Source organism: Allobosea sp. Tri-44, assembly GCF_004123845.1.
Lineage (GTDB): Bacteria > Pseudomonadota > Alphaproteobacteria > Rhizobiales > Beijerinckiaceae > Allobosea.
This window is the reverse complement of sequence record NZ_NBDP01000005.1, coordinates 316,412-339,454: the sequence shown is the minus strand read 5'-3', so window position 1 is coordinate 339,454 and position 23,043 is coordinate 316,412. Positions and strand designations below refer to the sequence as shown.

General features: G+C 66.2%; 24 protein-coding genes. 9 read left to right on the top strand and 15 right to left on the bottom strand.

Annotated features, from left to right (window positions below):
* Nucleotides 1–50: 50 nt before the first annotated feature.
* Nucleotides 51–449, top strand: coding sequence for a winged helix-turn-helix transcriptional regulator (locus B6S44_RS06285; protein ID WP_129155895.1), 399 nt, complete (start codon nt 51–53; stop codon nt 447–449).
* A gap of 107 nt (nt 450–556) precedes the next feature.
* Here the strand turns inward: B6S44_RS06285 and B6S44_RS06280 are convergent, their stop codons facing one another.
* Together B6S44_RS06280 and B6S44_RS06275 are read right to left on the bottom strand one after the other, a co-directional pair.
* Nucleotides 557–1,162 carry an outer membrane protein gene (locus B6S44_RS06280; RefSeq protein WP_164985739.1) on the bottom strand — a complete coding sequence of 202 codons (606 nt, stop codon included), beginning with the start codon at nt 1,160–1,162 and terminating at the stop codon, nt 557–559.
* A gap of 91 nt (nt 1,163–1,253) precedes the next feature.
* A complete protein-coding gene (locus tag B6S44_RS06275; protein ID WP_129155893.1) occupies nt 1,254–2,273 on the bottom strand; it encodes a DUF2336 domain-containing protein in 1,020 nt (339 codons plus the stop codon).
* Between the two features lie 260 nt (nt 2,274–2,533).
* On the opposite strand from B6S44_RS06275, the gene B6S44_RS06270 reads away from it, so the two are divergent.
* Entirely contained in the window at nt 2,534–4,210 is a 1,677-nt protein-coding gene (locus B6S44_RS06270) for an OpgD/OpgG family glucan biosynthesis protein (protein WP_248309470.1), read from the top strand.
* Between the two features lie 50 nt (nt 4,211–4,260).
* On the opposite strand, the gene B6S44_RS06265 is transcribed toward B6S44_RS06270, so the two are convergent.
* The 6 genes from B6S44_RS06265 to B6S44_RS06240 form a co-directional block, all read right to left on the bottom strand.
* A complete protein-coding gene (locus tag B6S44_RS06265) occupies nt 4,261–5,187 on the bottom strand; it encodes a hypothetical protein (protein ID WP_129155892.1) in 927 nt (308 codons plus the stop codon).
* 63 nt (nt 5,188–5,250) lie between these two features.
* On the bottom strand, nt 5,251–5,613 hold the full coding sequence (locus B6S44_RS06260) for a peptidoglycan-binding domain-containing protein (RefSeq protein ID WP_129155891.1): 363 nt from the start codon (nt 5,611–5,613) through the stop codon (nt 5,251–5,253).
* Between the two features lie 85 nt (nt 5,614–5,698).
* Nucleotides 5,699–6,898 carry a UxaA family hydrolase gene (locus B6S44_RS06255; protein WP_129155890.1) on the bottom strand — a complete coding sequence of 400 codons (1,200 nt, stop codon included), beginning with the start codon at nt 6,896–6,898 and terminating at the stop codon, nt 5,699–5,701.
* Complete coding sequence (locus B6S44_RS06250; protein WP_129155889.1) at nt 6,895–7,212, bottom strand: UxaA family hydrolase; 318 nt, start codon at nt 7,210–7,212, stop codon at nt 6,895–6,897. Before B6S44_RS06250 ends, B6S44_RS06255 begins: the two co-directional genes overlap by 4 nt.
* Nucleotides 7,212–7,859 carry an RraA family protein gene (locus B6S44_RS06245; RefSeq protein ID WP_129155888.1) on the bottom strand — a complete coding sequence of 216 codons (648 nt, stop codon included), beginning with the start codon at nt 7,857–7,859 and terminating at the stop codon, nt 7,212–7,214. The genes B6S44_RS06250 and B6S44_RS06245 overlap by 1 nt, the downstream gene beginning before the upstream one ends.
* Before the next feature lie 219 nt (nt 7,860–8,078).
* Complete coding sequence (locus B6S44_RS06240) at nt 8,079–8,825, bottom strand: arginyltransferase (RefSeq protein WP_129155887.1); 747 nt, start codon at nt 8,823–8,825, stop codon at nt 8,079–8,081.
* Nucleotides 8,826–8,981: 156 nt separating this feature from the next.
* On the opposite strand from B6S44_RS06240, the gene B6S44_RS06235 reads away from it, so the two are divergent.
* Nucleotides 8,982–9,812 (top strand): class I SAM-dependent methyltransferase, encoded by an 831-nt coding sequence (locus B6S44_RS06235; protein ID WP_129155886.1) that lies wholly within the window; start codon nt 8,982–8,984, stop codon nt 9,810–9,812.
* Between the two features lie 116 nt (nt 9,813–9,928).
* Here B6S44_RS06235 and B6S44_RS06230 read toward each other — a convergent pair whose 3' ends face one another.
* The 3 genes from B6S44_RS06230 to B6S44_RS06220 are packed head-to-tail and all read right to left on the bottom strand — an operon-like array spanning nt 9,929 to nt 13,053.
* On the bottom strand, nt 9,929–10,402 hold the full coding sequence (locus B6S44_RS06230) for an RDD family protein (protein ID WP_129155885.1): 474 nt from the start codon (nt 10,400–10,402) through the stop codon (nt 9,929–9,931).
* A gap of 56 nt (nt 10,403–10,458) precedes the next feature.
* On the bottom strand, nt 10,459–11,703 hold the full coding sequence (locus B6S44_RS06225) for a threonine ammonia-lyase (RefSeq protein WP_129155884.1): 1,245 nt from the start codon (nt 11,701–11,703) through the stop codon (nt 10,459–10,461).
* Nucleotides 11,704–11,721: 18 nt separating this feature from the next.
* The gene (locus B6S44_RS06220; protein WP_164985738.1) at nt 11,722–13,053 is read right to left on the bottom strand and encodes a branched-chain amino acid ABC transporter permease; all 1,332 of its coding nucleotides are present in this window, start codon (nt 13,051–13,053) and stop codon (nt 11,722–11,724) included.
* Between the two features lie 158 nt (nt 13,054–13,211).
* On the opposite strand from B6S44_RS06220, the gene B6S44_RS06215 reads away from it, so the two are divergent.
* Nucleotides 13,212–13,838 carry a class I SAM-dependent methyltransferase gene (locus B6S44_RS06215; RefSeq protein WP_248309469.1) on the top strand — a complete coding sequence of 209 codons (627 nt, stop codon included), beginning with the start codon at nt 13,212–13,214 and terminating at the stop codon, nt 13,836–13,838.
* Nucleotides 13,839–13,983: 145 nt separating this feature from the next.
* On the opposite strand, the gene B6S44_RS06210 is transcribed toward B6S44_RS06215, so the two are convergent.
* Both B6S44_RS06210 and hemB read right to left on the bottom strand, forming a co-directional pair.
* Nucleotides 13,984–14,463 (bottom strand): hypothetical protein, encoded by a 480-nt coding sequence (locus tag B6S44_RS06210; RefSeq protein ID WP_129155882.1) that lies wholly within the window; start codon nt 14,461–14,463, stop codon nt 13,984–13,986.
* A gap of 119 nt (nt 14,464–14,582) precedes the next feature.
* The gene (gene hemB / locus B6S44_RS06205; RefSeq protein ID WP_129155881.1) at nt 14,583–15,647 is read right to left on the bottom strand and encodes a porphobilinogen synthase; all 1,065 of its coding nucleotides are present in this window, start codon (nt 15,645–15,647) and stop codon (nt 14,583–14,585) included.
* A 209-nt stretch (nt 15,648–15,856) separates the two neighbouring features.
* Between hemB and B6S44_RS06200 the strand changes: the two genes are divergently transcribed.
* The 4 genes from B6S44_RS06200 to B6S44_RS06185 all read left to right on the top strand — a co-directional run bounded on the left by B6S44_RS06200 (nt 15,857) and on the right by B6S44_RS06185 (nt 19,599).
* Nucleotides 15,857–16,912 (top strand): enoyl-CoA hydratase/isomerase family protein, encoded by a 1,056-nt coding sequence (locus tag B6S44_RS06200; protein ID WP_129155880.1) that lies wholly within the window; start codon nt 15,857–15,859, stop codon nt 16,910–16,912.
* Nucleotide 16,913: 1 nt separating this feature from the next.
* A complete protein-coding gene (locus tag B6S44_RS06195) occupies nt 16,914–17,351 on the top strand; it encodes a DUF6163 family protein (RefSeq protein ID WP_129155879.1) in 438 nt (145 codons plus the stop codon).
* Between the two features lie 207 nt (nt 17,352–17,558).
* The gene (ldtR, locus tag B6S44_RS06190; RefSeq protein ID WP_129155878.1) at nt 17,559–18,071 is read left to right on the top strand and encodes a transcriptional regulator LdtR; all 513 of its coding nucleotides are present in this window, start codon (nt 17,559–17,561) and stop codon (nt 18,069–18,071) included.
* Nucleotides 18,072–18,357: 286 nt separating this feature from the next.
* Nucleotides 18,358–19,599, top strand: coding sequence for a L,D-transpeptidase family protein (locus tag B6S44_RS06185; protein ID WP_129155877.1), 1,242 nt, complete (start codon nt 18,358–18,360; stop codon nt 19,597–19,599).
* Nucleotides 19,600–19,869: 270 nt separating this feature from the next.
* On the opposite strand, the gene nhaA is transcribed toward B6S44_RS06185, so the two are convergent.
* Both nhaA and B6S44_RS06175 read right to left on the bottom strand, forming a co-directional pair.
* The gene (gene nhaA / locus B6S44_RS06180; protein WP_465246089.1) at nt 19,870–21,129 is read right to left on the bottom strand and encodes a Na+/H+ antiporter NhaA; all 1,260 of its coding nucleotides are present in this window, start codon (nt 21,127–21,129) and stop codon (nt 19,870–19,872) included.
* A gap of 163 nt (nt 21,130–21,292) precedes the next feature.
* Nucleotides 21,293–22,501, bottom strand: a complete 1,209-nt coding sequence (locus B6S44_RS06175; RefSeq protein ID WP_129155875.1) for an MFS transporter — start codon at nt 22,499–22,501, stop codon at nt 21,293–21,295.
* Nucleotides 22,502–22,568: 67 nt separating this feature from the next.
* On the opposite strand from B6S44_RS06175, the gene B6S44_RS06170 reads away from it, so the two are divergent.
* Entirely contained in the window at nt 22,569–23,021 is a 453-nt protein-coding gene (locus B6S44_RS06170; protein ID WP_129155874.1) for a helix-turn-helix domain-containing protein, read from the top strand.
* The last annotated feature ends 22 nt before the right edge of the window (nt 23,022–23,043 follow it).

Sequence of the window (23,043 nt, the reverse complement as noted above, 5' to 3'; positions counted from 1 at the left end):
AATCGAGAGTAAGATCGAAAACTCAAGTAGGATGAAATTTGTGATATAGTATGGAAAACAAGACTATTGGGCTGCAGCGCCCGGTCAGCGGCACGGAAACTCTCGCGGAATCAGAAGCTTGTCCGAGTTCCGCCGCGGTTGAACAATTTCACGCCGCGATGCGCATGCTGACCGGCAAGTGGAAGGGCGAGATCCTGTGGCGGCTCGGGGAGGGCACCTTGCGCTTCGGTGAGCTGCGCCGTTCGATCCCCGGCATCACCCAGCACATGCTGACGACCCAGCTGCGCGATCTTGAGGCGCACGGTCTCGTCAAGCGCACGATCTATCCGGAGGTGCCCCCGCGGGTAGAGTATGAGCTGACGCCGGCAGCGCGCGATCTTGGTGCAGTCTTTCGTGAGATCAGGGCCTGGTCGGAAAAGCATGCGACCGTACTCAGCCTGACGGCCTGAGAGCGCCAGCCGCGGCCAATCCGTTGCTTGGTCAGAGGCTTGCGCCAATCCTTTGATTCAATTCGCCAGCGGCCTGAATCAAGTCCGAAGCGTCTTGAATCGGCTTCTCAACGGATCGCCGACCCGACCACGCCGACTTCCAGCCCGAGCGTGACATTGTTGGTCACCGCCCATTGGATGCCGGCGCGCGCCTCCGGCCTGAGCGCGATCTCGGAGCGCGAGAAGGGGTTGGAGAACAGCGTCGCACCGTAGCGGAAGGTGTCGTTGGCGGCAGCCAGGCCGACGCTCGTGTAGAGCAGCACGTCGGGCGTCGCGAACACGCCGGCCTTGAGCTGGAAGGCGCCGGCGATGTCGCGGGTGTAGCTCGCCTGGTTGAAGCCCGGATTGGCGTAGCCGCCGAAAGCCGGAGAGAATTCGAGCGCTCCGGCGATGCCATAGACGAAGTCGCCGTCGCGCCACATCTTGCCGGCCTCGAGCCCGATCACCGGCCCGGCCGAGGTGCCGAAGCGTTTCGAGCTGCTGACCTGGAAGCCGCTGGAGATGCGGGCATAAGAGCCGTCCCATTTGACGCCGCCAGGCGACACTGTCGGCTCGGACCAGGCGAAGGAAGGCAAGATTCCAAAGCCCGAGAGCGGCAGGAAGGCCTGTGCTTGCGCCGAGGCGCTGGTCGCCATCAGCGCCGCCACGGCGGCGCCGGCCGAGAAAAGCTTCATGCGTGCGCTACCCGCAGCCAGGATCATGCTCATGGGTTAGCAGGTGAGGGCGCGATTGTCGCGCTTTTGTGGCGGCAGGTGCGTTGCCGGCTCAGCTCAACTTGGTCTTGAGGCGCAGGAAGCGCATCGTCCGCTCGGCGGTGGCCATGTCGAGCTGCTCATAGGCTTTGAGGTCGTCCTCGATATCCTTGGCCTTGAAGTAGAGGCGCCGCCCGCGCAGCAGCAGGACGGCGTGGAAGGTATCCTTGCCGAGTTCCAGCATGCGCGAGAGCACGGCGATGCCGCTGACGTCGCGCTGCAGCAGCACACGCAGGGCCTGCTCGTTGGTGACGTCGGCGCGGGTCGCGATCACCTGCGCAAGGTGGAAGGCGCGATCCTCCTCCGCCAGCATCGTGACGACCTCGTCGAGGCTGCGTGCGCCCGCCTGCAGGTCGGCGATGAGCAGCCGGACTTCGCGGCGTTGCTGCCGCGCCTGACGCGCCATCATCGTGGCCTGGTGCGAGCTCGCTTCGGCTGCGGGATCCGACATCTGCTCGACGATGCGCAGCACCCGCTCGGCGCGCTGCGGCGACAGGTCGGAGCGGCGCGCCAGCGCGTCGCCCACCACGGCGTCGTCGCCGCCGCGCTGCAGCAGCCGATCGAAGCCATGGTCGGAGAACTGGGCGCCCTCATTGCCGGAAACGGAGCGGAGCACCGTCGAATCGCCGCGCTCGACCAGGATGTCGGTGACGCCCTCCGACAGGCGGGCGCGCTCGGCGATGGCTGCGAGATGCGCCTGCGTCTGGCTGATGGCGATGGCCGCCAGATCGGTGTCGGTCAGGACCGGCGAGAGCTTGAGCACGAGCCGTGCGACTTCGCTGTCGCTATCGTTCGCCAGCGACACCGCGACCGGGCGCGGCAGGGTCGCCGTCTCGGCGACGGAATCCGCATATTCGCGGCGACCCTCAGCATCCAGATGCGGCAACGAGCGCAGCGCGATGTCGCCGTAGTGCTCCTGCGATTCCTCGCTCGGATCGGCGTCGAGCAGGAACAGGTCGGTCACGGCATTGAGAAGCTTGCGCCGGGAGTCCGAGGACATCTCCGCCGGCATGCGGGTGAGGGTCTGCAGCATGGATTCTTCCACAAGGCACCGGCGGTATTCTGACGCCGTTCACGGGACAGTGCCGCAGCGCAATTTGATTTAGTCTTAAGCCGATCGACGATTTTCCAGTATTTTCAGTATTGCTTACAACAACCATAGGTTGTGTTTATCACAAGGATAATCTATGGCATGGGTCAGCGATCCCTTCCCGCCGGAACTTCGTCGTCACCGCGACGTTGGCAGATCGCAAGCGACACGACGAACGCGTCGCGATTCCTGCGGAGCCCGATGTGAGCACGCCCCCGCTCGACCAGAGCGACATGTTCTCTTGTGATCGGGCGCGGCCGTCTCGCCGCGCCATCATCGCGGCTCTCGCCTCGACGGCTGCGGTCGCCTCATCCGCCGGTGCCCAGGACAGCCGCCCGCCGGCTGCCGCGCCGAACACGACGCCCGCCGAGCAACGGCGAGGCAATTTCGGCTATGAGGATGTCGTCCGCCAGGCCCGCGAGCTCGCAGCCCGGCCGTTCGACACGAGCGCGCCCGCCATCCCGGAGGCGCTGAAATCGCTGACCTATGACAGCTATCGCGAGATCCGGTTCCGCAGGGACAAGGCGCTCTGGCAGGAGAGCGGCTCAGACTACCGCCTGCATCTGTTCCATCTCGGCTTCCTGCACGACAAGCCGGTGCCGGTTCATGTGATCAGCGACGGAACCGCGATCCCGCTGCCGTTCAACATGGCGCTGTTCGAATATGGCAAGGCGCAGGTCCCGCAGAAGCTGCCGATCTCGCTCGGTTTCGCCGGCTTCGCCGTCACGACGACGCTCAACGACCTGAAGGTGCAGGACGAGGTGATCTCGTTCCTCGGCGCCAGTTATTTCCGCTTCCTCGGCCGCGGCCATCGCTATGGCCTTTCGGCGCGCTCGCTGGCGCTCGATGTCGGCGGCGAGCAGGCCGAGGAGTTTCCGTTCTTTCGCGCGCTCTGGCTGGAGAAGCCGAAGCCCGACAACCTCGACCTCGTCATCTATGCCCTGCTGGATTCACCGTCCGTGAGCGGCGCCTTCCGCTATGTCGTGACGCCCGGCCAGCAGACCAGCGTCGCCGTCACGGCGACAATCGTGCCGCGGCGAACGATCGAGCGCATCGGCATCGCGCCGTTGACCTCGATGTTCCTCGCCGGCGAAGGCGACCGCGAGCAGCGCACCGACTTTCGACCCGAGGTCCACGATTCCGACGGGCTGATGCTGAAGACCGGTGCGGGCGAATGGATCTGGCGTCCGATCCGGAACCCGCAGGCGCTGACGATCTCGTCCTTCCACGACCGCAACCCGCGCGGTTTCGGGCTGATCCAGCGAGACCGTGAATTCGGCCACTACCAGGATCTGGAAGCGCACTACCACGCCCGTCCCGGCTATTGGGTCGAACCATCAGGCGACTGGGGCGAGGGCCGAGTCGACCTGATCGAAATCCCGACCCAGGGCGAGGAATTCGACAACGTCGTCTGCTGCTGGACACCGAAGACGCCTCTGCCGAGCGGCCAGGCGACCGAACTGAGCTATCGCATCACCACGGTGTCGACGACCGAGACGCTGCACGCGATGGCGCAGGTGCAGAGCAGCTTTGCTGCGCGCGAAGAGCTCGATGCTGCGGCAGGGCTGGCGAGGCGCCGCTTCATCGTCGACTTCAATGCCGGCGACCTCGAATACTATCTCTCCGATCCCAAGCGTGTCTCGGTGGTCGCGACGGTCTCGGCCGGCACCGTCGCCGGCACCATCGTCGACCCGAACATCGCGGCGAAGGGCTTCCGCGCGATCGTCGACGTGAGCTTGCGGCTCGGCGAAAGCACCGATCTGCGGCTTTTCCTGAAGACGGCGAAGCACACGCTCAGCGAAACCTGGACGGCGTCCTGGACCGCGCCAGCGCCGCAGCCGGCCAGTTCTGGCACCAGCCCCGCCGCGCGCAACGATTGACCGGGCGGGCGGCCGGTAGGCAGGCCGGGGTCTCGCGATGAGCCCCTGTCTCAGGGCGTCGGGAAGAAATTGCTCGGCAGGTTGCCGGGCCGCGTGGTCGACTCGGTTCGCACCGGCTCGCTGGCGGTCGGGCCGTAACCCCTGTCGAAGGCGGTGCCGTCCTGCTCGTTGCAGGTCGGGCGCTGCGGGTTCTTGGCGATGGCGGCCGAGCGCGGGAAGGCGGTGTTGTCGACCGCGTCGGTGGTCGGTTGGCCGATATCGATGCGCGAAGTCACCATAGCGGCCGTCGGCTTCGCGGTCGGCGAGGTCCAGCCCAGCGTGCCGTGCCAGATCGTGTGCCAGCCGATCCGCGCCAGATGGTGCACCGTCGTGCCGCGCTCCCTTGCGACGAAATAGGCGATGAAGCCTTCGTCGCGCCGCGCCGTGTGCAGGAAGTTCGGCGAATGAGCCTTGCTGTTGGTCTGGCGCAGCGGGAACGGGTTGTTGGGATGGTCGCCGAATTTATAGGTCACCAGGAAGCCCTTGGTGCCGGTGGTCTGGTCGGTGATGACCTGATTGCTCGGGTCGAAGATCATCTCGTCGACGGTCGGCAGGTCGCCGTCGCCGTCCAGCGATGGATTGGTGCCGAAAGCGGATTTGAGATTGACGACGATGCTGCCTTCATTGGCCATCCGCCCGGCATAGTGCGCCTCGTAGACGACGATGTCGGCGACCAGGATCATCCCGAACTCCCAATTGCTCATCAGGTCGATCTTGTCCTGCCGATTGGCCGGGTCGCCCGACATCAGCACGGTGCCGGTGCAGGTGATCATCGGGCCTGTATGGCCGGGATGCCCCGCGGCTTCGTCCGCCGCGGCGCGGCGCACCTTGGTGGTGCAGTGGAGCAAAGCGTGTTCGGTGCCGACATGAATGTCGGTGCGTGAGCCGCCCTTGTTGGCGGTGATCGTGGCGCTGCCGGGAGCGATCGCGATAACCATGGCTACTCCTGCTGATATCGGATGTCCCGGTTACCCCAGGCCTGCGGGGCTGGGAGCGTCGATCTAGCGAACGGCGGCGCTGTGCGTGCGTGCCTTGGCAGCATCGGCCCGCCGGTTGAGGGCGCTCTGCGCGATGATGGCGCGCTCCAGCGCGGCCATGGTCAGCGGGCCGACGATGGCGTCGGCGACGAGTCCATTGGCCGTTTGGAAACTGCGAATTCGGCGCGCTGTCTCCGGACCGAAAATCCCGTCAGGCAGGGTGCGGCCCTGATTGGTCGAGCTCGGCATCGCCAGGCCAAGATCGGTGAGAGCGAGCTGGATGATGGCGACCGCCTGGCCGCGCTCGCCCTGCTTCAGCGGCGGCGCGTTCTCGGCAGCCTTCCTCAGGCGGTCATTGGCGGAAAAGCGTGGCGAGGTGAGCGCCATGATCTTGGTCCTGCCCGTCCCCGATGACCCAAGGTTAGTGCCGGGTCAGGGGAGGGGTCAAGGACGGCTGCGCAGCGTTCGGATCTTATGCCGCCGGCAGGCAAGCCGGGCCGAGCGGCTCGAAGCTCTTATAGGTCAGGATGAATTCCTGATGGCCGAGCTCCTCCGACTTCGTCCGCCCGCCCTGAGCGAGTGAGACGACGAGGTCGCGGATTTCGGTGCCGACCTCGTCGAGACCAGCCTTGCCTTCGAGGATGCGGCCGGCATCGACGTCCATGTCGTCGCTCATCCGGCGATAAGTCTCCGGATTGGCGCAGATCTTGACGACCGGCGAGATCGCCGACCCCACCACCGAGCCGCGCCCGGTGACGAACAGCACGCAATGCGCGCCGCAGGCGATCAGTTCGGCGATCTCGGCATTGTCGTTGATGTTGGGGAAGCCGAAGCGGACCTCGCCGTCGGGCACCACGTCGAGCAGATAGAGCCCACCGCGCGGCGGCACGTCGCCGGGTTTCAACAGGCCGGAGATCGGCGAGGCGCCCGACTTGGCGTAGGCGCCCATCGACTTCTCCTCGATGGTCGAGAGCCCGCCCGCGGCATTGCCCGCGGCGAAGGAGCCATAACCCAGCGTCGCGTAGTAGCGCGCCGCCTTGGCGACCGATTTCTCCAGCTCGAGCCCGAGCTCGGGCGTGATCGCACGCGCCGCCATGATGTGCTCGCAGCCGATCAGCTCGCCGGTTTCCTCGAAGATGCAGGACGCGCCTTCGGCGATGAGCTGGTCGAAGGCGCGGCCCGCCGCCGGATTGCCGGTGATGCCGGAGGTGCCGTCCGAGCCGCCGCAGACGGTGCCGACCACCAGTTCGCTGACCTGCATCGGCACGGTTTCGGCGCTGTCGAGCGCGATCCGCTGTTCCTCGACCCAGGCGCGGCCTTCCTTGATCGAGGCGCGCGTGCCGCCGGTGCCCTGGATCACGATCGTCTTCACCGGTCGGCCGCTGGCGTGCACCACCCGCTCCAGCGCGTATTTGTTGAAGCTCTCGCAGCCGAGCGAGACCAGCAGCACCGCCCCGACATTGGGATGGGTGCAGAGCTGCTCCATCATCCGCTCGGCGTAAGGGTTGGGGTAGCAGCCCGGGAATCCGATGGCGTGGACCTCGTGCTCGCGCCAGGGCAGGGCGATTTCGCGCGCGACATGGTGGGCGCATTCGACCAGATAGGCGACGGCGACGACATTGCGGATGCCCTTGCGGCCGTCGCTGCGGAGATAGCCTTGCAACCCGCTCATTGCGCCGCTCCCGCCTTGCGCTCTTCCTCGAGGTGATAGGTCGGCGTGTAGTCGCTCTTCATGTTCTGGACATGGACGTGGTGGCCGGCGGCGATGGCGATCGTCGCCACGCCGATTGGCGCACCGTATTTCAGGATCTTCTCGCCGGGCGCGATGGCGCGCCGGGCGATCTTGTGGGCGAGCGCGATGTCGCGATCGACCTCCGCCGGACCGGTTCCGGTCTCGATAGGCTCGCCCGCCGGCAGGCGGGTGCGCGCGACGAAGACATTGTCGCGCGGATCGAGCAGGATCAGGCGGGGATCGTGCTGGGTCATCAGAACTTGCCGAACTGCAGATAGGCCTGCTGCGGGTCGGTGCCGGCGAGGATCGCCGTGCGCACCTTGTTCTCCGCTGAGATCGCCGTCTCGGATTTCTCCAGGACTTCCTCGATGATCTCGACTGGGATGCGCACGACGCCGTCGCGATCGGCGAGGATATAGTCGCCAGGGCGGATCCAGACATCGCCGATCTTGATCGGCTCGTCGACCGCCTTGGGCAGCCAGAAGCCGACGATATCGCGCGGCGTGTAGGCCTTGAAATAGGCCTGGAAGCCCATCTCGACCATGAACTCGGTGTCGCGCGACAGGCCGTCGATGACGCAGCCACGGACGCCCTTGTTCTTGAGGGTCTCGGCCGAGAGCTCACCCATCAGCGCGACCTCCTCGGTGTTCGGCTGGCAGACCCAGACGTGACCGGGCTTGGCGGCCGAGAGCAGGCCGGTCCAGCCGAGCAGGGTCTCGTGCGCGTCGAATTCGCCGGTCTTGCCCTCGACGGTGAAAGCGGGGCCGGCGAGTTTCACGCCGGGCAGCAGCGGGCGAAGCGCCGGCGGCAGGGTGAAGTCCTTCAGGCCCATAGCCCGCATCGTGTCGTGGATGATGCCGGTGTAGCAGCGTTCGAGGCGCTCGGTCAGCGTATCGGTCATGTTTCCTCCGAGGGCGACCGCTTCGGCGGCCTTGCAGCCACCTTGCACAGAGGGCAGCGCAGCGGGCAAGTGCGGTTTTTGCAGCGCCGACGTGCGTATTAAACGATTTAAATTACGATTCCCGTCATGCTCGGGCTTGACCCGAGCATCGCTTGCCAGAGATTCTCGGGTCTGCGCTTTGCTCCGCCCGAGACTGACGCGCGACAGGCGTCTACCCGCTCAGCCGAAGCGCTCCCAGCCCTGCGGCATCAGGCGCTCCTGCGGCAGGAAGCGGGCCTTGTAGGCCATCTTCGGCGAGCCTTCGACCCAGTAGCCGAGATAGACGTAAGGCAGGCCGAGCTTGCGGGCGCGCTCGACATGTTCGAGCACCATGAAGGTGCCGAGCGAGCGGGCCTCGAGAGCGGGATCGTAGACCGAATAGACCATGGAGAGTCCGTCGCTGAGACGGTCGGTCAGGGCGAAGGCGTAGAGGTCGCCCTGGCCGCGGCCGGTGAAGCCGCTGTCGGGCCCGCGCCGGCGATACTCGATCAGGCTGGTCTCGACATGGGTGTCCTCGACCATCATGGCGAAGTCGAGCGCCGACATCGTCGCCATGCCGCCTTCGGGGTGGCGATCGTCGAGATAGCCGCGGAACAGCGAATAGTGCTCCGAGCGTGGCTGCGGCGGCAGTGCCTCGCCGATCAGGTCGCTGTTATGCGACAGGATCTTGCGGAAGCTGCGCGAGGGCCGGAAATCGGCCACGACGATCCTCACCGAAACGCAGGCCCGGCAAGTCTCGCAGGCCGGGCGATAGGCGATGCTCTGCGAGCGCCTGAAGCCGCCATGCGAGAGCACGTCGTTGAGGTCGCGCGCCCGCGCCCCGACGAGATGGGTGAACACCTTGCGTTCCTCTCGGCCCGGCAGATAGGGGCAGGGCGTCGGCGAGGTCAGGTAGAATTGCGGGGCATCCCGCAAGGGGCGCGTCACGTCGGGGTGACTCCGAAACGGCCGAAATCAGAGCGAGTTTAGCAGCCGACGCGGCGGCAACAAGCACCATCCCTGCGGCGCCCGCACCACATGGGATAACCCTCCAGCCGGTGCTAGTCTTCGCGCGAGCGGAGGCCTCGGGATAAGGGCGATCGGATGCAGACCGAGACGGTCGCGTTGACCCGCGAGAAGGAAACCCTGCTGATCACGCTCTGGGCCAAGGCCGGCGAGAGCCGCCTGCCGGATTCGCTGCTCAAGGATCGTTTCGCTGCGGAGGCCGCCGCCCGCATCGATTACGATTTTGCCAGGCTCAAGGTTGACCGCGACCTGATGGTCGGCCTCGCCATGCGCGCCCATACCCTCGACGGCTGGACGCGCGATTTTCTCGGGAGGCATGACGATGCGATCGTCCTGCATCTCGGCTGCGGGCTCGACAGCCGCATCTCCCGGATCGATCCGCCTGCGGGCGTCGACTGGTACGATATCGACTATCCGGACGTCATCGCGCTCAGGCAAAAGCTCTATTCGGCGCGCGAGAACTGCCACCTGATCGGTTCATCGGTGACGGAGCCCGGCTGGATCGCCGACTTGCCGCAGGACCGCCCGGCGATGATCGTCGCCGAAGGCCTTCTGCCTTATCTGCCGGAAGAGGAGGTGCCGCTGCTGCTGGAGCGGCTGGTGCGGCACTGTCCGGCCGGCGAGATCATCTTCGATGCCTATAGCGCTTTCGGCCTGCGCATGATCGCATTGCAGCCCTCGATCAAGGCGACCGGCGCGACATTGCACTGGGCGCTCGATGATCCCGCCGAGCTGGAGCGGCAGGTGCCGGGCCTGACGCTCATGACCGAGCTGACGGCCTATGATCCGGATGGCTACGATCCCGAGCAGATCGCCCGGATGTCCTGGCCGGCGCGGCTGGCGATCCAGTTCTTCTCGCTGATCCCGCCGCTGGCGCGGATCGGGTTGCTGCTGCGCTATCGCTTTTAGCGCAGAGCCGTTGCCGTCATGGTCGGGCTTGTCCCGACCATCCACGTCTTCGCTGGTGCTATGCGGCGCTCAAGACGTGGATGCTCGCCACAAGGGCGAGCATGACGATTGCGCGTTCAGGCGCGCACCACCACGAGGCCGGTCAGGATGTCGTGGCCGAGCCGGCGATCCCCGCGCACCAGCCCGCAGGCGATATCGAGGAACCAGAGGGCGACCGTGCCGGCCGCGACATAGAAGAACAGCGCGTGCACTGCCGCCGCCAACGCGTCCGGCCGCCCGCCCGAGGCGGTCTCGACCCGAAGCCCCGCCATGCGCATGCCGAGCGTCGCCTGCTTGCGCCCACCGATCGTGATGGCGGCGTAGCCGAGCGCGACTGCGATCGTCGCTCCGCCCATCAGCAGCCAGGTCAGGCCAAAGGTGACGATGCCCAGGATCGCGAGCAGGAACCAGACGATGCTACCCAGAATGAACAGGACGACGACGTCGCCGATCCAGGCGAACAGGCGCGAGCCGAGCACGCCGCGCGTATTCTGCAGCGGCCGGTCCTCCAGCGCGACGATCGGCGGCTGGCGATAGGACGGGTTCGACATCGATGGCTTTCCAATCTCCTGCGGGCGGAAAGTGCCCGCTGGTGGACAATGTTTGATCAGCCACCGGGTTCCGCAAGACCGCGGGGATAGATTCGACGCGGCGCGAAGCCTTCCTTGCGCAACGCTTCCTCGATCGCGGCGGTGTGCGCCTCGTCGCGGGTCTCGACGGTGACGTCGAGCGTCACGCCCTTGGCCGGCACGTCGAGGAAGAGCCGGCCATGGCTGACCTCGAGGATGTTGGCGCCAAGCGCGCCGAACAGGCTGGCGACCTTGCCGAGCAGGCCGGGTCGGTCGCTGGCAGTGAGGCGGAAGGCGGCGATGCGCTGCTCGCGCTCGAGCTCGCGCACCATGATCGCGGCGAGCAGGCGCGGGTCGATATTGCCGCCGCAGAGCACGAGCCCGACCTTGCGTCCGCGATAACGCTCCGGCTCCTTTAGCATCGCGGCGAGGCCGGCGGCGCCGGCGCCCTCCGCCAGCGTGTGCTGCAAGGTCGCGTAGGCGTTGACGGCGCGCTCGATCAGATCCTCGCCGACCAGCACGATGTCGGAGACCAGCTCCTTGATCACCGGCAGGGTTTGTGTGCCGACGGTCTTGACCGCAATGCCCTCCGCCAGCGTCGCGCCGCCGATCGGCATCTCGGTGCCATGCACGGCATTGTGGAAGGACGGGAAGAGCGCCGCTTCGATGCCGATCATCTCGATTGACGGCTTCAGCGCCTTGGCGGCAATGGCGTTGCCGGCCATCAGCCCGCCGCCGCCGAGCGGGATCAGCAGCATGTCGAGATCGGGCGCCTCGCGCAGCATCTCCAGCGCGACCGTGCCCTGGCCGGCCATCACCGCCGCGTCGTCGTAAGGGTGGACGAAGACCAGGCTCTTTTCGGCCGCGATCTCCCGCGCCTTCTGCGCCGACTCGTAGAGGGTCTCGCCGAACAGCACGATCTCGGCACCATAGGCGCGGGTGTTCTCGATCTTCACCAGCGGCGTCGTCTCGGGCATCACGATCGTCGCCGGGATGCCGAAGCGCCTGGCGTGATAGGCGACTGCCTGGGCATGGTTGCCGGCCGACATCGCGATGACGCCGCGGCGCTTCTCGTCGTCGTTCAGGCTGCGCAGCTTGTTGACCGCGCCGCGTTCCTTGAAGGAGGCCGTCGCCTGCATGTTCTCGTGCTTGACGAAGATCTCGGCGCCGGTCAGTGCCGAGAGGCGCGGCGCCGGCATCAGCGGCGTCTTCAGCACATGACCTTCGATGGTCCGCGCAGCCGCTTCGATATCGGCGAAGCTGATCGCAAAGCCGCTGCCCATCCGTTCCCCCGCTGTTTTTTAGACCTGGCGCGGCGTCAGCGCGCCGTCGCCGAAGAAGCCGCCGGGGCGCAGGATCAGCGTCACGGCGAGCAAGCTATAGACCGCGATGTCGCGCTGTTCGAGCGGCATCGTCGCCGACCACAGCACTTCGAAGGCGGCGATGACGAGCCCGCCGAGGCAGGCGCCGGGTACCGAGCCGATGCCGCCGAGCACGGCGGCGACCAGCGCCTTGAGGCCGAGCGTGAAACCGCCTGAAAAGCCCATGCCGCCATAGATCACCGTGACGATGACGCCGGCAGCCCCGCAGATCGCGCAGGCGATGATCAACGCCCGGTCATGCACCGCGCGCGGGTCGATGCCGAAGAGGGAGGCGGTGCGGGCATCGTCGGAGACCGCGCGCCAGGCCCGGCCGTAAGACGAGCGGGCAAGATAAAGGATGAGGCAGGTCGCAGCCGAGAAGCCGAGCCCCGCCATGGCGAGCGAGACCGGCGTCGCGGTGACGATGAACTGCTCGGCCCGCGCCAGCGGCAGCGGCTCGTTGAATACCGGTGGCAGCCAGCGCAGTTCGGGACCCTGGGCGAGGCGTAAGTACTCCGAGAGCGCGATGGCGAGCCCGATCGTCGCGATCAGCACCTGCTGGCCATTGCTCTTGTCGAGCTGGCGCAGCACGAAGCGGCCCATGGCGAAGCCGTGCAGCGCACTGACCGCGATGGCGACGGCAAAGGCGATGAACAGGCCCGAGACCGGCGTCGAGACGGCGAGCGACAAGGTCAGCGCCACGCCGACGACCGCCGCAAGCGCGCCCAGCGCCGAGAACTCGCCGAAGGTCAGCAGGATGCGGCCGTTGAGCCCGTAGATCAGGGCATAGGCACTGGCGAGCAGGGCATAGATCGCGGCCGAGGGCAGGGCGGCGAGCCCCTGCTGCAGACCGTAGGCGAGCCCAGGCGGCAGGGTGAGCAGGTCGGCGCCCGCCGAGGCGCCTGGATCGACCGGCGGCTCGGCCTTGTATTCGAGATAGAAGCGCCGCAGCAGCAGGAAGCTCGCATCGGTCATCGGCTCGCCGTCTGAGGCGAGGCCCGCCAGCGCGCCGCGCTGCAGCGTGGTGCCTTCGCCGGCAAAGACGCAGTCGATCGTACGCCGCCGCGGCTGCATATCCGGCGCTTGTGCCCGGTAGGCGATGCGCAGGATGTCGGCGCGCGGGCCGGTGCCGGTGCCCTCGATCGTAATCGTGGTGCCGGATGGGTTCAGCGCCGGAATTGCCAGCCGGCAGGCACGGACCTGATCGGTGTCGAAGCGCCCGCAGGCAGCGAGCGCGAGGCAGAGCAGAATCGACGTGAAGAGGGCGCGCATCGACGGTGACGCTAGCGCGAGAACCGAGGCGTTGGAACTCGCAGCATTGGCGCTCGTCATATGCTCGTCGCGGCCTTGATAAATCGACAGGGCGGTGCACATCCGGTCCGGGCTGTAGCGGATGCTGGCCGGCCCGGTCGCGCGGCGGGAGATCTGGCATGCAGCAGGATGAGATCTGGGACAACGACGCGGCCAAATCCTATGACACGCCCGGCACCGGAATGTTCTCGCCCGACGTGCTGGAGCCGGCGGTTGAGCGGCTGGCGCAACTCGCAGAGGGCGGCGCAGCGCTCGAATTCGCGATCGGAACCGGCCGCGTCGCAGTGCCGCTTAGCGAGCGGAAGGTTCCCGTGGCCGGCATCGAGTTCTCGCCAGCGATGGTCGCCGAACTACGGACCAAGGTGGATGAAGCAACCATTCCCGTCGTGATCGGCGATATGGCGACCGTCACCGTTCCCGGCAGCTATTCGCTCGTCTACCTCGTCTACAACACGATCTCGAACCTGCTCACGCAGGCGCAGCAAGTGGCCTGCTTCCGCAATGCGGCGCGCCATCTTTCGCCTGGCGGCCGTTTTGTGGTCGAGCTCGGGGTGCCGGAACTGCGCAAGCTGTCGCCCGGGAGCAGGCGGTCGTCTGGCAGTCGGAGGCGGGCTATATCGGCCTCGATACCTACGACACGCTGCGCCAGCAACTGGTCTCCCATCATGTCAGGTTCGGCGAGGGCGGGCAGGCGGAAGTCTTCCGCTCACCACATCGCTACATCTGGCCGGCGGAGCTCGACCTGATGGCTCAGCTGGCCGGCTTCGAACTCGAGAGCCGGCATGGCGATTGGGCCGGGTCGCCCTTCACAGCGGAGTCGCGCTCGCACGTTTCCGTCTATCGCCTGATCGACTAGTTCTCGACCGCGTAACGGGCTGGGTGTCGAGGTGACTATCGAGCGCAACCGCTCTCGAACTTGCGCGTGGCGAGCGCACGCGATTGCCCGAGAGGTGGCAGGGAGGTCGTCGATTTTCCGATCTTAGCTGTGATCGTGCCCTCGCTGCGAAGCAGCGCTAAAAGCGGCTTGAGTTCGGTTGAGAATATTACCGTCTCGCCATCGACGTCGTCGGGGGTGAATGTCGTTTCGATTCGCGATTTTCCAGCCTGAAGTACAAGTTTTTGGCCGCTTTTGATATCTTCAGAAGAAGGTTTAACTGCAATAATTGCTTTAACCTGTTTTTCACGGGGACCGCATATTGCCACAAAACCAATGATATCTGAGTTTGGTACGCCGTATACGATCTTGTTTTCAAGGATGTCCCAGCTGGGCAGGTCTTCGTCTTCGGATAGTGCGGGTGCTGCCAAGCCAAATTGTAACGCCATTAAAGCGCAAACGAGGCGCAGTTTGATCGACGAAGATCTCGCAATCATGCGCCATCTCACAAAATCATCAGGGCCTAGAAAGAGGCGCCTTTGCTTGATCGGTTGCGGGTAGTGTTCAAGATCGAGGCGCTCGCCGCAATGGCGAGTTGGGCGGCAGGCAGCCCAGTTCAGCCACGCTCCTTCAGCATCTTCGCCACCCGCGGCGCGAAATAGGTCAGCACGCCGTCGGCGCCGGCGCGCTTGAAGGCGAGCAGGCTCTCCAGCATCGCCTTGTCGCCGTCGAGCCAGCCGTTGTTGGCCGCGGCCATGATCATCGCGTACTCGCCGGAGACCTGGTAGGCGAAGGTCGGCACCGCGAAGGTGTCCTTCACGCGTGCGATCACGTCGAGATAGGGCAGGCCGGGCTTGATCATCACCATGTCGGCGCCCTCCTCGAGATCGAGCGCGACCTCGGCGATCGCCTCGTCGGTGTTGGCCGGGTCCATCTGGTAGGTGCGTTTGTCACCGATGAGCGTGGCGTTGGTGCCGATCGCGTCGCGGAACGGGCCATAATAGGCCGAGGCGTATTTGGCCGAATAGGCCATGATCTGCACGTCCTCATGACCGCCGGCATCGAGCGCGGCGCGGATCGCGCCGACGCGCCCGTCCATCATGTCGGAGGGCGCGATCACGTCGGCGCCGGCATCGGCGAGCGCCAGCGCCTGGCGGACGAGGATGCCGACGCTGGCGTCGTTCAGGATCTTTTCGCCATCCATCACGCCGTCATGGCCGTGCGAGGTATAGGGATCGAGCGCCGCGTCGCAGATGATGCCGATCTCCGGCACCGCCGCCTTGATCGCCCTGACCGCGCGGCACATCAGGTTGCGGCCATTGATTGCCTCGGAGCCGGTTTCGTCGCGCAAGGCCGGGTCGACATAAGGGAAGGGCGCGATCGCGGGGATGCCGAGCCTGGCCGCAGCTTCCGCCTGGCGCACGGCCTCGTCGATATTGAGCCGGTCGACACCCGGCATCCAGGCGACCGGCGAAATCGGCTCGGCCGAATCGATCAGGAAGATCGGCCAGATCAAATCGTCGGTGGTGAGGCGGTTCTCGCGCACCAGCCGGCGCGACCAGTCCGCCTTGCGGTTGCGGCGCATGCGGCGGGTGAGCCCGAGCGCGTCCGTCATGGCGACCGCAGCCTCGGCCTGCCGCGCCTGCGGCGCGGGGAAAGGCCGCACAACCCGAGATGCCATAAACGCCTCCGCTTCGAACGCGATCTTGCTTGCCGGCGATGCTTTAGCACATCGGAACCATTCCAAAACAGTCGCGATGGTCGCATGCAGCCACGCCCGTCGCGCGGGCACTTCGCCAAAAACGCGCCGTGCGGCTGCGCGCCGGCGGACGCGTTGACAGGCCTCCGGCCAACGCCCAAACACGGGACCGGACCAGACGAAAGCGCACCATGTCGGACGAGCCGGACATCATCTGCGAAACCCGCGGCAGCGCCGGCTTCGTCGTGCTCAACCGGCCGAAGGCGTTGAACGCGCTCAATCTCGTCATGGTGCGCGAACTGGCCAAGGCGCTCGACGCCTGGGAGCACGATCCCGCCGTCACGCGCATCGTCGTGACCGGCGCCGGCGAGAAGGCCTTCTGCGCCGGTGGCGACATCCGCAGCCTGCATGACCTCGGCAAGGCCGGCCAATATGACGAGATGCTCGCCTTCTGGCGCGAGGAGTACATCCTCAACGCCCGCATCCAGAGCTATCCCAAGCCCTATGTCGCGCTGGTTGACGGCATCGTCATGGGCGGCGGCGTCGGCCTCTCCCTGCATGGCAGCTACCGCGTCGCCGGCGAGCGCTGGCTTTTCGCCATGCCGGAGGTCGGCATCGGCTTCTTCCCGGATGTCGGCGCGACCTATGCCCTGCCGCGCCTGCCGGGTCACAGCGGCAGCTATCTCGCCCTGACCGGCGACCGCGTCGGCCAGGCCGATGCGCTGGCGCTCGGGCTCGCGACGCATGCGGTTCCCTCGGTGCGCATGGCCGAGCTCGCCGAGGCGCTGACCGGAACCGAGCCCGTCGACGCCACCATCGCTCGCTTCGCTGGGGATCCCGGACCGGGCAAGCTCGCGCCGGAGCGGGAGACGATCGCGCATTGCTTCGGCGCGACGACGCTGCCTGACGTTCTCGGCCGGCTGGGTGCCAAGGCCGCAGCCGGCGATGCCTTCGCCGCGAAAGCGCTCGCGACGATCCGAGGCAAGTCGCCGACCAGCGTCGCCATCGCCTTCGAGCAGATGCGCCGTGGCGCCACGCTGAACCTCGCAGAGGCGATGCAGCTCGAATTCCGCATCGTCTCCCGGATTTCCCGTGGCCATGATTTCTATGAAGGCGTCCGCGCCGTGGTGATCGACAAGGACCAGGCGCCGTCCTGGCGGCCGCAGACGCTGGAAGAGCTCGATCCGGCTGATGTGGCCGCCTATTTCGTCCCGCTCGAAGCGACCGAGCTGGTCGTGGGCGGCTGAGATGGCGGTCCTGCGCGACGGCGAGGTTCTGCGTGGCCCGCGCCCGGCCGGCGAGGCCAGGCGCGGCATGCGCTGGCGGCTGCTCCTGGTCTGGCTGCTGCGGCTGCTCTCGGTAGTGTGGATCGGCAAAGGCCTCTACCACTGGGCGATGATCCTCGGCCTCGGACTGGACACCGGCCCGGCCTTCGAGACGCGCCCGCTGACCTTCCAGGCGATCACCGTCTATTTTGCGGTCTTCGATCTCGTCGCCGGCGTCGGCCTCTGGCTGACCGCGACCTGGGGCGGCGTGCTCTGGCTGCTCGCCGCCGTCAGTCAGCTCCTGCTCGGCTTCTTCTTCCCGCGCTGGCTGACGCTGTCGCCCGCTTTGATCGGCATCTATGTCGGCCTGATGCTGGCCTATTTCCTGGCGACCTGGGCGGCGGAAAACCAGGAATCCTGAACCGGCGAGCCTGCCTCGAATGCGGCAGGCCGCGGTAAGAAACGCTTTAGCTTAAGAGACTTCCGGTTCATTTTGGATTCACCCAAATGGGTAAATCCCTGATTCATCCTGATATTTAAACTCGTTTTCATCCGCACTGCCTATGGTGTCTCTCAGAAGCGGACCGGGAGACAAATCCTGGCCGACATGCAACAGGCGGGATATACCATGAAGAGCAATGTAAAGACTGTGGAGCCAGCTGCCGCTGACGAGGTTCAGCTCAAGGTGAAGCCGCTTTACCTTGAGTCCCTCACCTTGGTCGAGCGGCTGCATCGCCGGCTGCTCGACGTCATCAAGGACGAGTTCGAGCGCCGCAACCGCGACGACGTCAACAGCGTGCAGGCGCTGCTCCTCTACAATATCGGCGACGCCGAGCTCTCGGCCAGCGAGCTGCGCACCCGCGGCTACTATCTCGGCTCGAACGTCTCCTACAACGTCAAGAAGCTGGTCGAGCTCGGCTTCCTGCACCATGCCCGCTCGCGGATCGACCGTCGCTCGGTGCGCATCAGCCTGACCGAAAAGGGCGGCGAGGTGCACAACATCGTCAAGGGCGTCTACGACAAGCATGTCCGCACGGTCGAGCAGATCGGCGGCATCGCGGCCGACGATTTCGAGCGCATGAACAACGCCCTGCTGCGTCTCGAGCGCTTCTGGACCGACCAGATCCGCTACAAGCTCTGAGAGGCGGGGGCATTTGGCCCCCTTTCAATGGATATCCCGCAGCGCGCTTCGGTTTCCCGGCCGGAGCGCGTGCGCCTGTTTCGTTTCGGCAACAGCGATTTCATTCCGGCCACAGCGATCAAACCCGCGTGAGCGCGACGCATCGCCGCCCTAAAAATGCCGCGCTCATCATAGGGTGTTAACTGTGGTAAGGGATCGTCCCCAGCGACCGGCGTGGCAGATGCCAGGCCGAAGGGGCGGGTCGCGTCCCGCTCCGATGATATGCGAAGTCCAAGGGGTACGATCGATGCCGAAACTCAGCCTGACACGTCGCGAGACGGTCCTGGCCCTGTTGTCGAGCGCTGCCGCGGGCGTCAGCCTGCCGGCTTTCGCCCAGCAGGCCGAATGGCGCCAGAGCTATGATGCCGGCGCGCGCAATGCAGTCGCGCGTTCCTCGACGCCGATGCTGTCGCCGGCCGCGCTGGCCGCGACCGAGCAGGCCGTCGAGGCCTATCGCGCGCTCGCCGCGCGCGGCGGCTGGCAGCCTCTCCAGGTCAGCGACAAGCTCGCCGTCGGCTCACGCGGCGCCAGCGTCGTCGCACTGCGCCAGCGGCTGATCATCACCGGCGATCTCGATGTCTCCGCCGGCGACAGCAACATCTATGATTCCTATGTCGAGGGCGGCGTGCGCCGGTTCCAGTCGCGCATGGGCCTGTCGACCACCGGCAGCATCAACCGCGCGACGCTGACCGCACTCAACGTTCCGGTCGACCGGCGCATCCGCCAGCTCGAGACCAATATCGTGCGCCTGCGCACCTGGTCGGGCAATCTCGGCAATCGCTATGTCGTCGCCAACATCCCGGCGGCCGCGGTCGAGACGGTCGAGAATGGCCATGTCGCGACCCGCCACGCCGCCGGCGTCGGCAAGATCGACCGCCAGTCGCCGCTGCTGCAGACCAAGATCCCCGAGGTCAATTTCAACCCGACCTGGACGGTTCCCGCTTCGATCATCCGCAAGGATTTGATTCCGAAGATGCAGAAGGAACCGACCTACTTGACCGAGAACAAGATCCGCATCATCGGGCCGAGCGGCGAGATTCCGCCGGAGCGGGTCAACTGGCGCTCGGATGAAGCGACGCGCTACACCTTCCGCCAGGATCCGGGCGGCGAGTTCAACTCGCTCGGCTTCGTGCGCATCAACATTCCGAGCTCGCACGGCGTCTACATGCACGACACGCCGTCGAAGGGCATCTTCGGCGACGATTTCCGCTTCGTCTCCTCTGGCTGCATCCGCGTCCAGAACGTGCGCGACTACATCGCCTTCCTGCTCAAGGAGACGCCCGGCTGGGATCGCGCCAAGATCGACGAGACCATCGCCTCGGGCGAGCGCGTCAACGCCCGCATCGCCAACCCGGTGCCGTGCTACTGGGTCTATGTCACCGCCTGGGCGACGCCCGATGGCGGCGTGCAGTTCCGCGACGACATCTACAACAAGGACGGGCTCGGCCCGGTGCCGGTCGCAGCCCTGCAGGGCGATCAGGACATCTGATCTCTTCGATCTGATGATCGAAGACGCGACCCGCCGGAGACGGCGGGTCGTTTCGTTTCGGGGAAGGGCCCGTTTCGGCCCGCCTTCGTCCCGATCCGGTCGGCTCAGACCATGTTGTCGGCGATCAGGAAGCCGAGCAACGAGATGCACGCCATCACGATCGAGATTTCCAGAAGACTGAAAGCCATCGCTACCTCCGCCGCTGCGGAGACAACGTCGAGGCGCCGCCTTGGTTCCGCCACAGCTGCGACGATTTTGTGGTGACGTCTGTCAGTGCTTCCGCTTGCGCGGCACGAGCGCCGGCGCGGGCTCATCCTCTGTCGCCAGATGCCGGCCGGCGATGTGGAGCACGACGTAGCCGATCACCGCCGACAGCGCCGAGCCGGCGAGCACGCCGATCTTGGTCGCGTCGTTGAGCGCGGCATTGTTCGCGAAGGCGAGGGCACCGATGAACAGACTCATCGTGAAGCCGATGCCGCAAAGCAGCGAGACGCCATAGACCTGCGCCCATGTCGCCTTGGCGGGCATGGTGCCGAGGCCGAGCCGGACCGCGAGCCAGGCGAAGCCGAAGACGCCGATCTGCTTGCCGAGGAAGAGCCCGAGCACGATGCCGAGCGGCACCGGCGTCAATAGCAGCGAGGGCGACATTCCGGCGATCGAGACGCCGGCATTGGCGAAGCCGAAGACCGGCACGATGAAATAGGACGACCAGGGATGGAGCCTGTGCTCCAGCGTATGCAGCGGCGAATGCTCAGGCTCGTCGCTCTCGGTGCCGCGGCCGGCGAGCGGAATGGTCAGCGCCAGCGCGACACCGGCGAGCGTGGCGTGGATGCCGGATTTCAGCACGAAGAACCAGAGCACGGCGCCGATGACGAGATAGAGCGGCAGCGAGCGCACGCCGCGCAGATTGAGCGCGATCAGCACGGCGAGGCAGGCGGCGGCGCCGGCCAGCATCGGCAGCGAGAGATTGCCCGAATAGAACAGGGCGATGATCAGGATCGCCCCGAGATCATCGAGGATGGCGAGCGCGGTCAGGAAGATCTTGAGCGAGACCGGCACGCGCGAGCCGAGGATGGCAAGCACGCCGAGCGCGAAGGCGATATCGGTCGCGGCGGGGATGGCCCAGCCGCGTATCGCCTCGGCGTCACCACGGGCGAGTGCGACATAGATCAGCGCGGGCGCGATCATGCCGCCGAGCGCGGCGAAGGCGGGCAGGGCGCGCCGGCTCCAGGTCGCGAGCTGGCCCTCGATGAACTCGCGCTTGATCTCAAGCCCGACGAGCAGGAAGAACAGCGCCATCAGCGCGTCGTTGATCCAGTGCAGGATGGAAAGGCCGGCGACCTTCGCCTCCAGCACCTTGAAATAGAGCAGGCCGAGCGGCGAATTGGCGATGATCAGCGCGTTCGCGGCAGCGAGGACGAGCAGGACACCGGCCGCGGCGCCGCTCTCGAAGAAGGCGTGCAGGGGCGAGCGGCGCTTGGGCGGCCATTCCGGAGTTTCGGCTCCGATTTGCTGCGCATCCTGGGTCACGCCGGCATCCCCCTGTTCTCGTTGCAGGATATCGCAGGGCCCCTGCGACATCCCGATGTCGGTTCGATTGCAGCCGACGGTTGCGCTACGCGGAAGCGAGTCGGCCTCCTCAGGTTGTGGAATAGAGCAGAGCGGGCGCGCGGCCGCATTCCATTTCGTCGCACTATCGCCGGCGGAGCCGTTTCGCGCCGTCTGCCGCGAGGGCTGTCGCTGTCATCATCGCGAGGAGCACGGCTGTGCCGCCGAAGAGGGCAGGGTAGCCATAGCCTGCGATCAAGGGCGTGCTCAGCAGCGGCGAGCAGAACTGGCCGATGAAGATCGAGGCGGTGAGGATGCCGCCTGCGAGCCCGCGCTTCTGTTGTGGTGCGAGGTTGAGGGCCAGCGCCACGAAGCTCGGCGAGACCAAAGCGTAGCCTGCGCCGATCGCCGCGACGGCGCCAAAGATCGCCGGGGTGGTCGAGGTGGTGACCAGCAGCAGGAAGCCCAGCGCCATCGCGCCATAGCCCAGCGCGAAGATGCCGGCATAGCCGACGGCGCGCTGGATGCGACGATAGAGCAGCGCAAAGCCGCCGCCCGACAGCATCAGCACGCCGAGCGCCGAGCCGGTCATGATCGCGCTGTCATAACCCTGCGCGTCCAGAAAGAAGGATAGCTGTGTCGGCATGATGAAGAAGATCATGTTGGTAACGGCCTGCAGCAGCACCAGCGAGGCGAAGAGGAGCCGCCAGGGAGAGCGATCGTCACCAGCCCCTATCTGGCCCGGCCGAGTCGCCGGCGACAGACGCGGCGGATCGACGATGACCAGCCACATCAGCGGCAGGAAGGCGGCCGCAAGCCCGTAGATCGCGAAGGGGAGACGCGGCGAGAGCGTCGCGACCCAGCCGGCGGTGAGGATGAAGACGAGGCCGCCGAGATTGCGGGCCGAGATCTGCAGGCCGGTCAAGGCGTTGCGGTCGTCGCCGGTGAAGTAGTCGCCGATCAAGGCCGTCTGCGCGGTCATGATCAGGGCGACCGCGATGCCCAGTACGAGGCGGCTCAAGAAGATCGCCGGCAGGTCGGGCAGGACAAGCCCGGCGCAGCCTGAGATGACGAACAGGACCACGCCGAACAGCAGCAGCCGGCGCCGTCCGATCCGGTCGGCCGCGATTCCCGCGAGCGGGGCGCAGATCGCGACGGCGAGCGACGGCGCTGGCACTAAAAGCCGCGTCAGCAGCGCGGCGTTGGGGTCGTCCGCGAACAGGCGCTCCAGTCCCGGCAGGGCCGGCGCGATCGTCGCATTCGCCATGGTGGTGAGCGATGCCGCCATCAAAAGGGCGATGGCGCGCCGGTCCTGCCAGATCGGAATTTGCCTTGTAGCGAGAATGGCTTCCATGATGTTCCTCTTGCCGAATGCATGGGTTCGGCAGAGTGTACGAATTCAAGTCAGCTTGAGGTCAAGCATGCGCGTTCTGGATATTGGAGAGGTCGCCAGCCGCTCGGGCGCGGCGCCATCGACGCTGCGCTATTACGAGGAGATCGGCCTGATCGCCTCGCTCGGACGGCACGGCCTACGACGGCAGTTCGATGCCGACGTGCTGCTGAAGCTGTCGCTGATCGCAATGGGCAAGGCGGCCGGCTTCTCGCTGGACGAGATCGCCGGCATGTTCGGGCGGGATGGCAGGCCCGACATCCCGCGCGGCCAGCTGCGCCTCAGGGCCGATGAGCTGCAGCGGCAGATGGTCGAATTGCGCACGCTGCGGGATGTCCTGCGCCACGTCGCCGACTGCCCGGCCCCGAGCCATCTGGAATGCCCGACCTTCCGCAAGCTCATGCAGGCGGCATCGCACAGAAAGCTCGCCTATCGTCCAACGAATGGTCCTCGGTCCGGCCGAAAGGTGGCGTCGAAGCCTTGAACTGCCGCCTCCGCGACGGAAG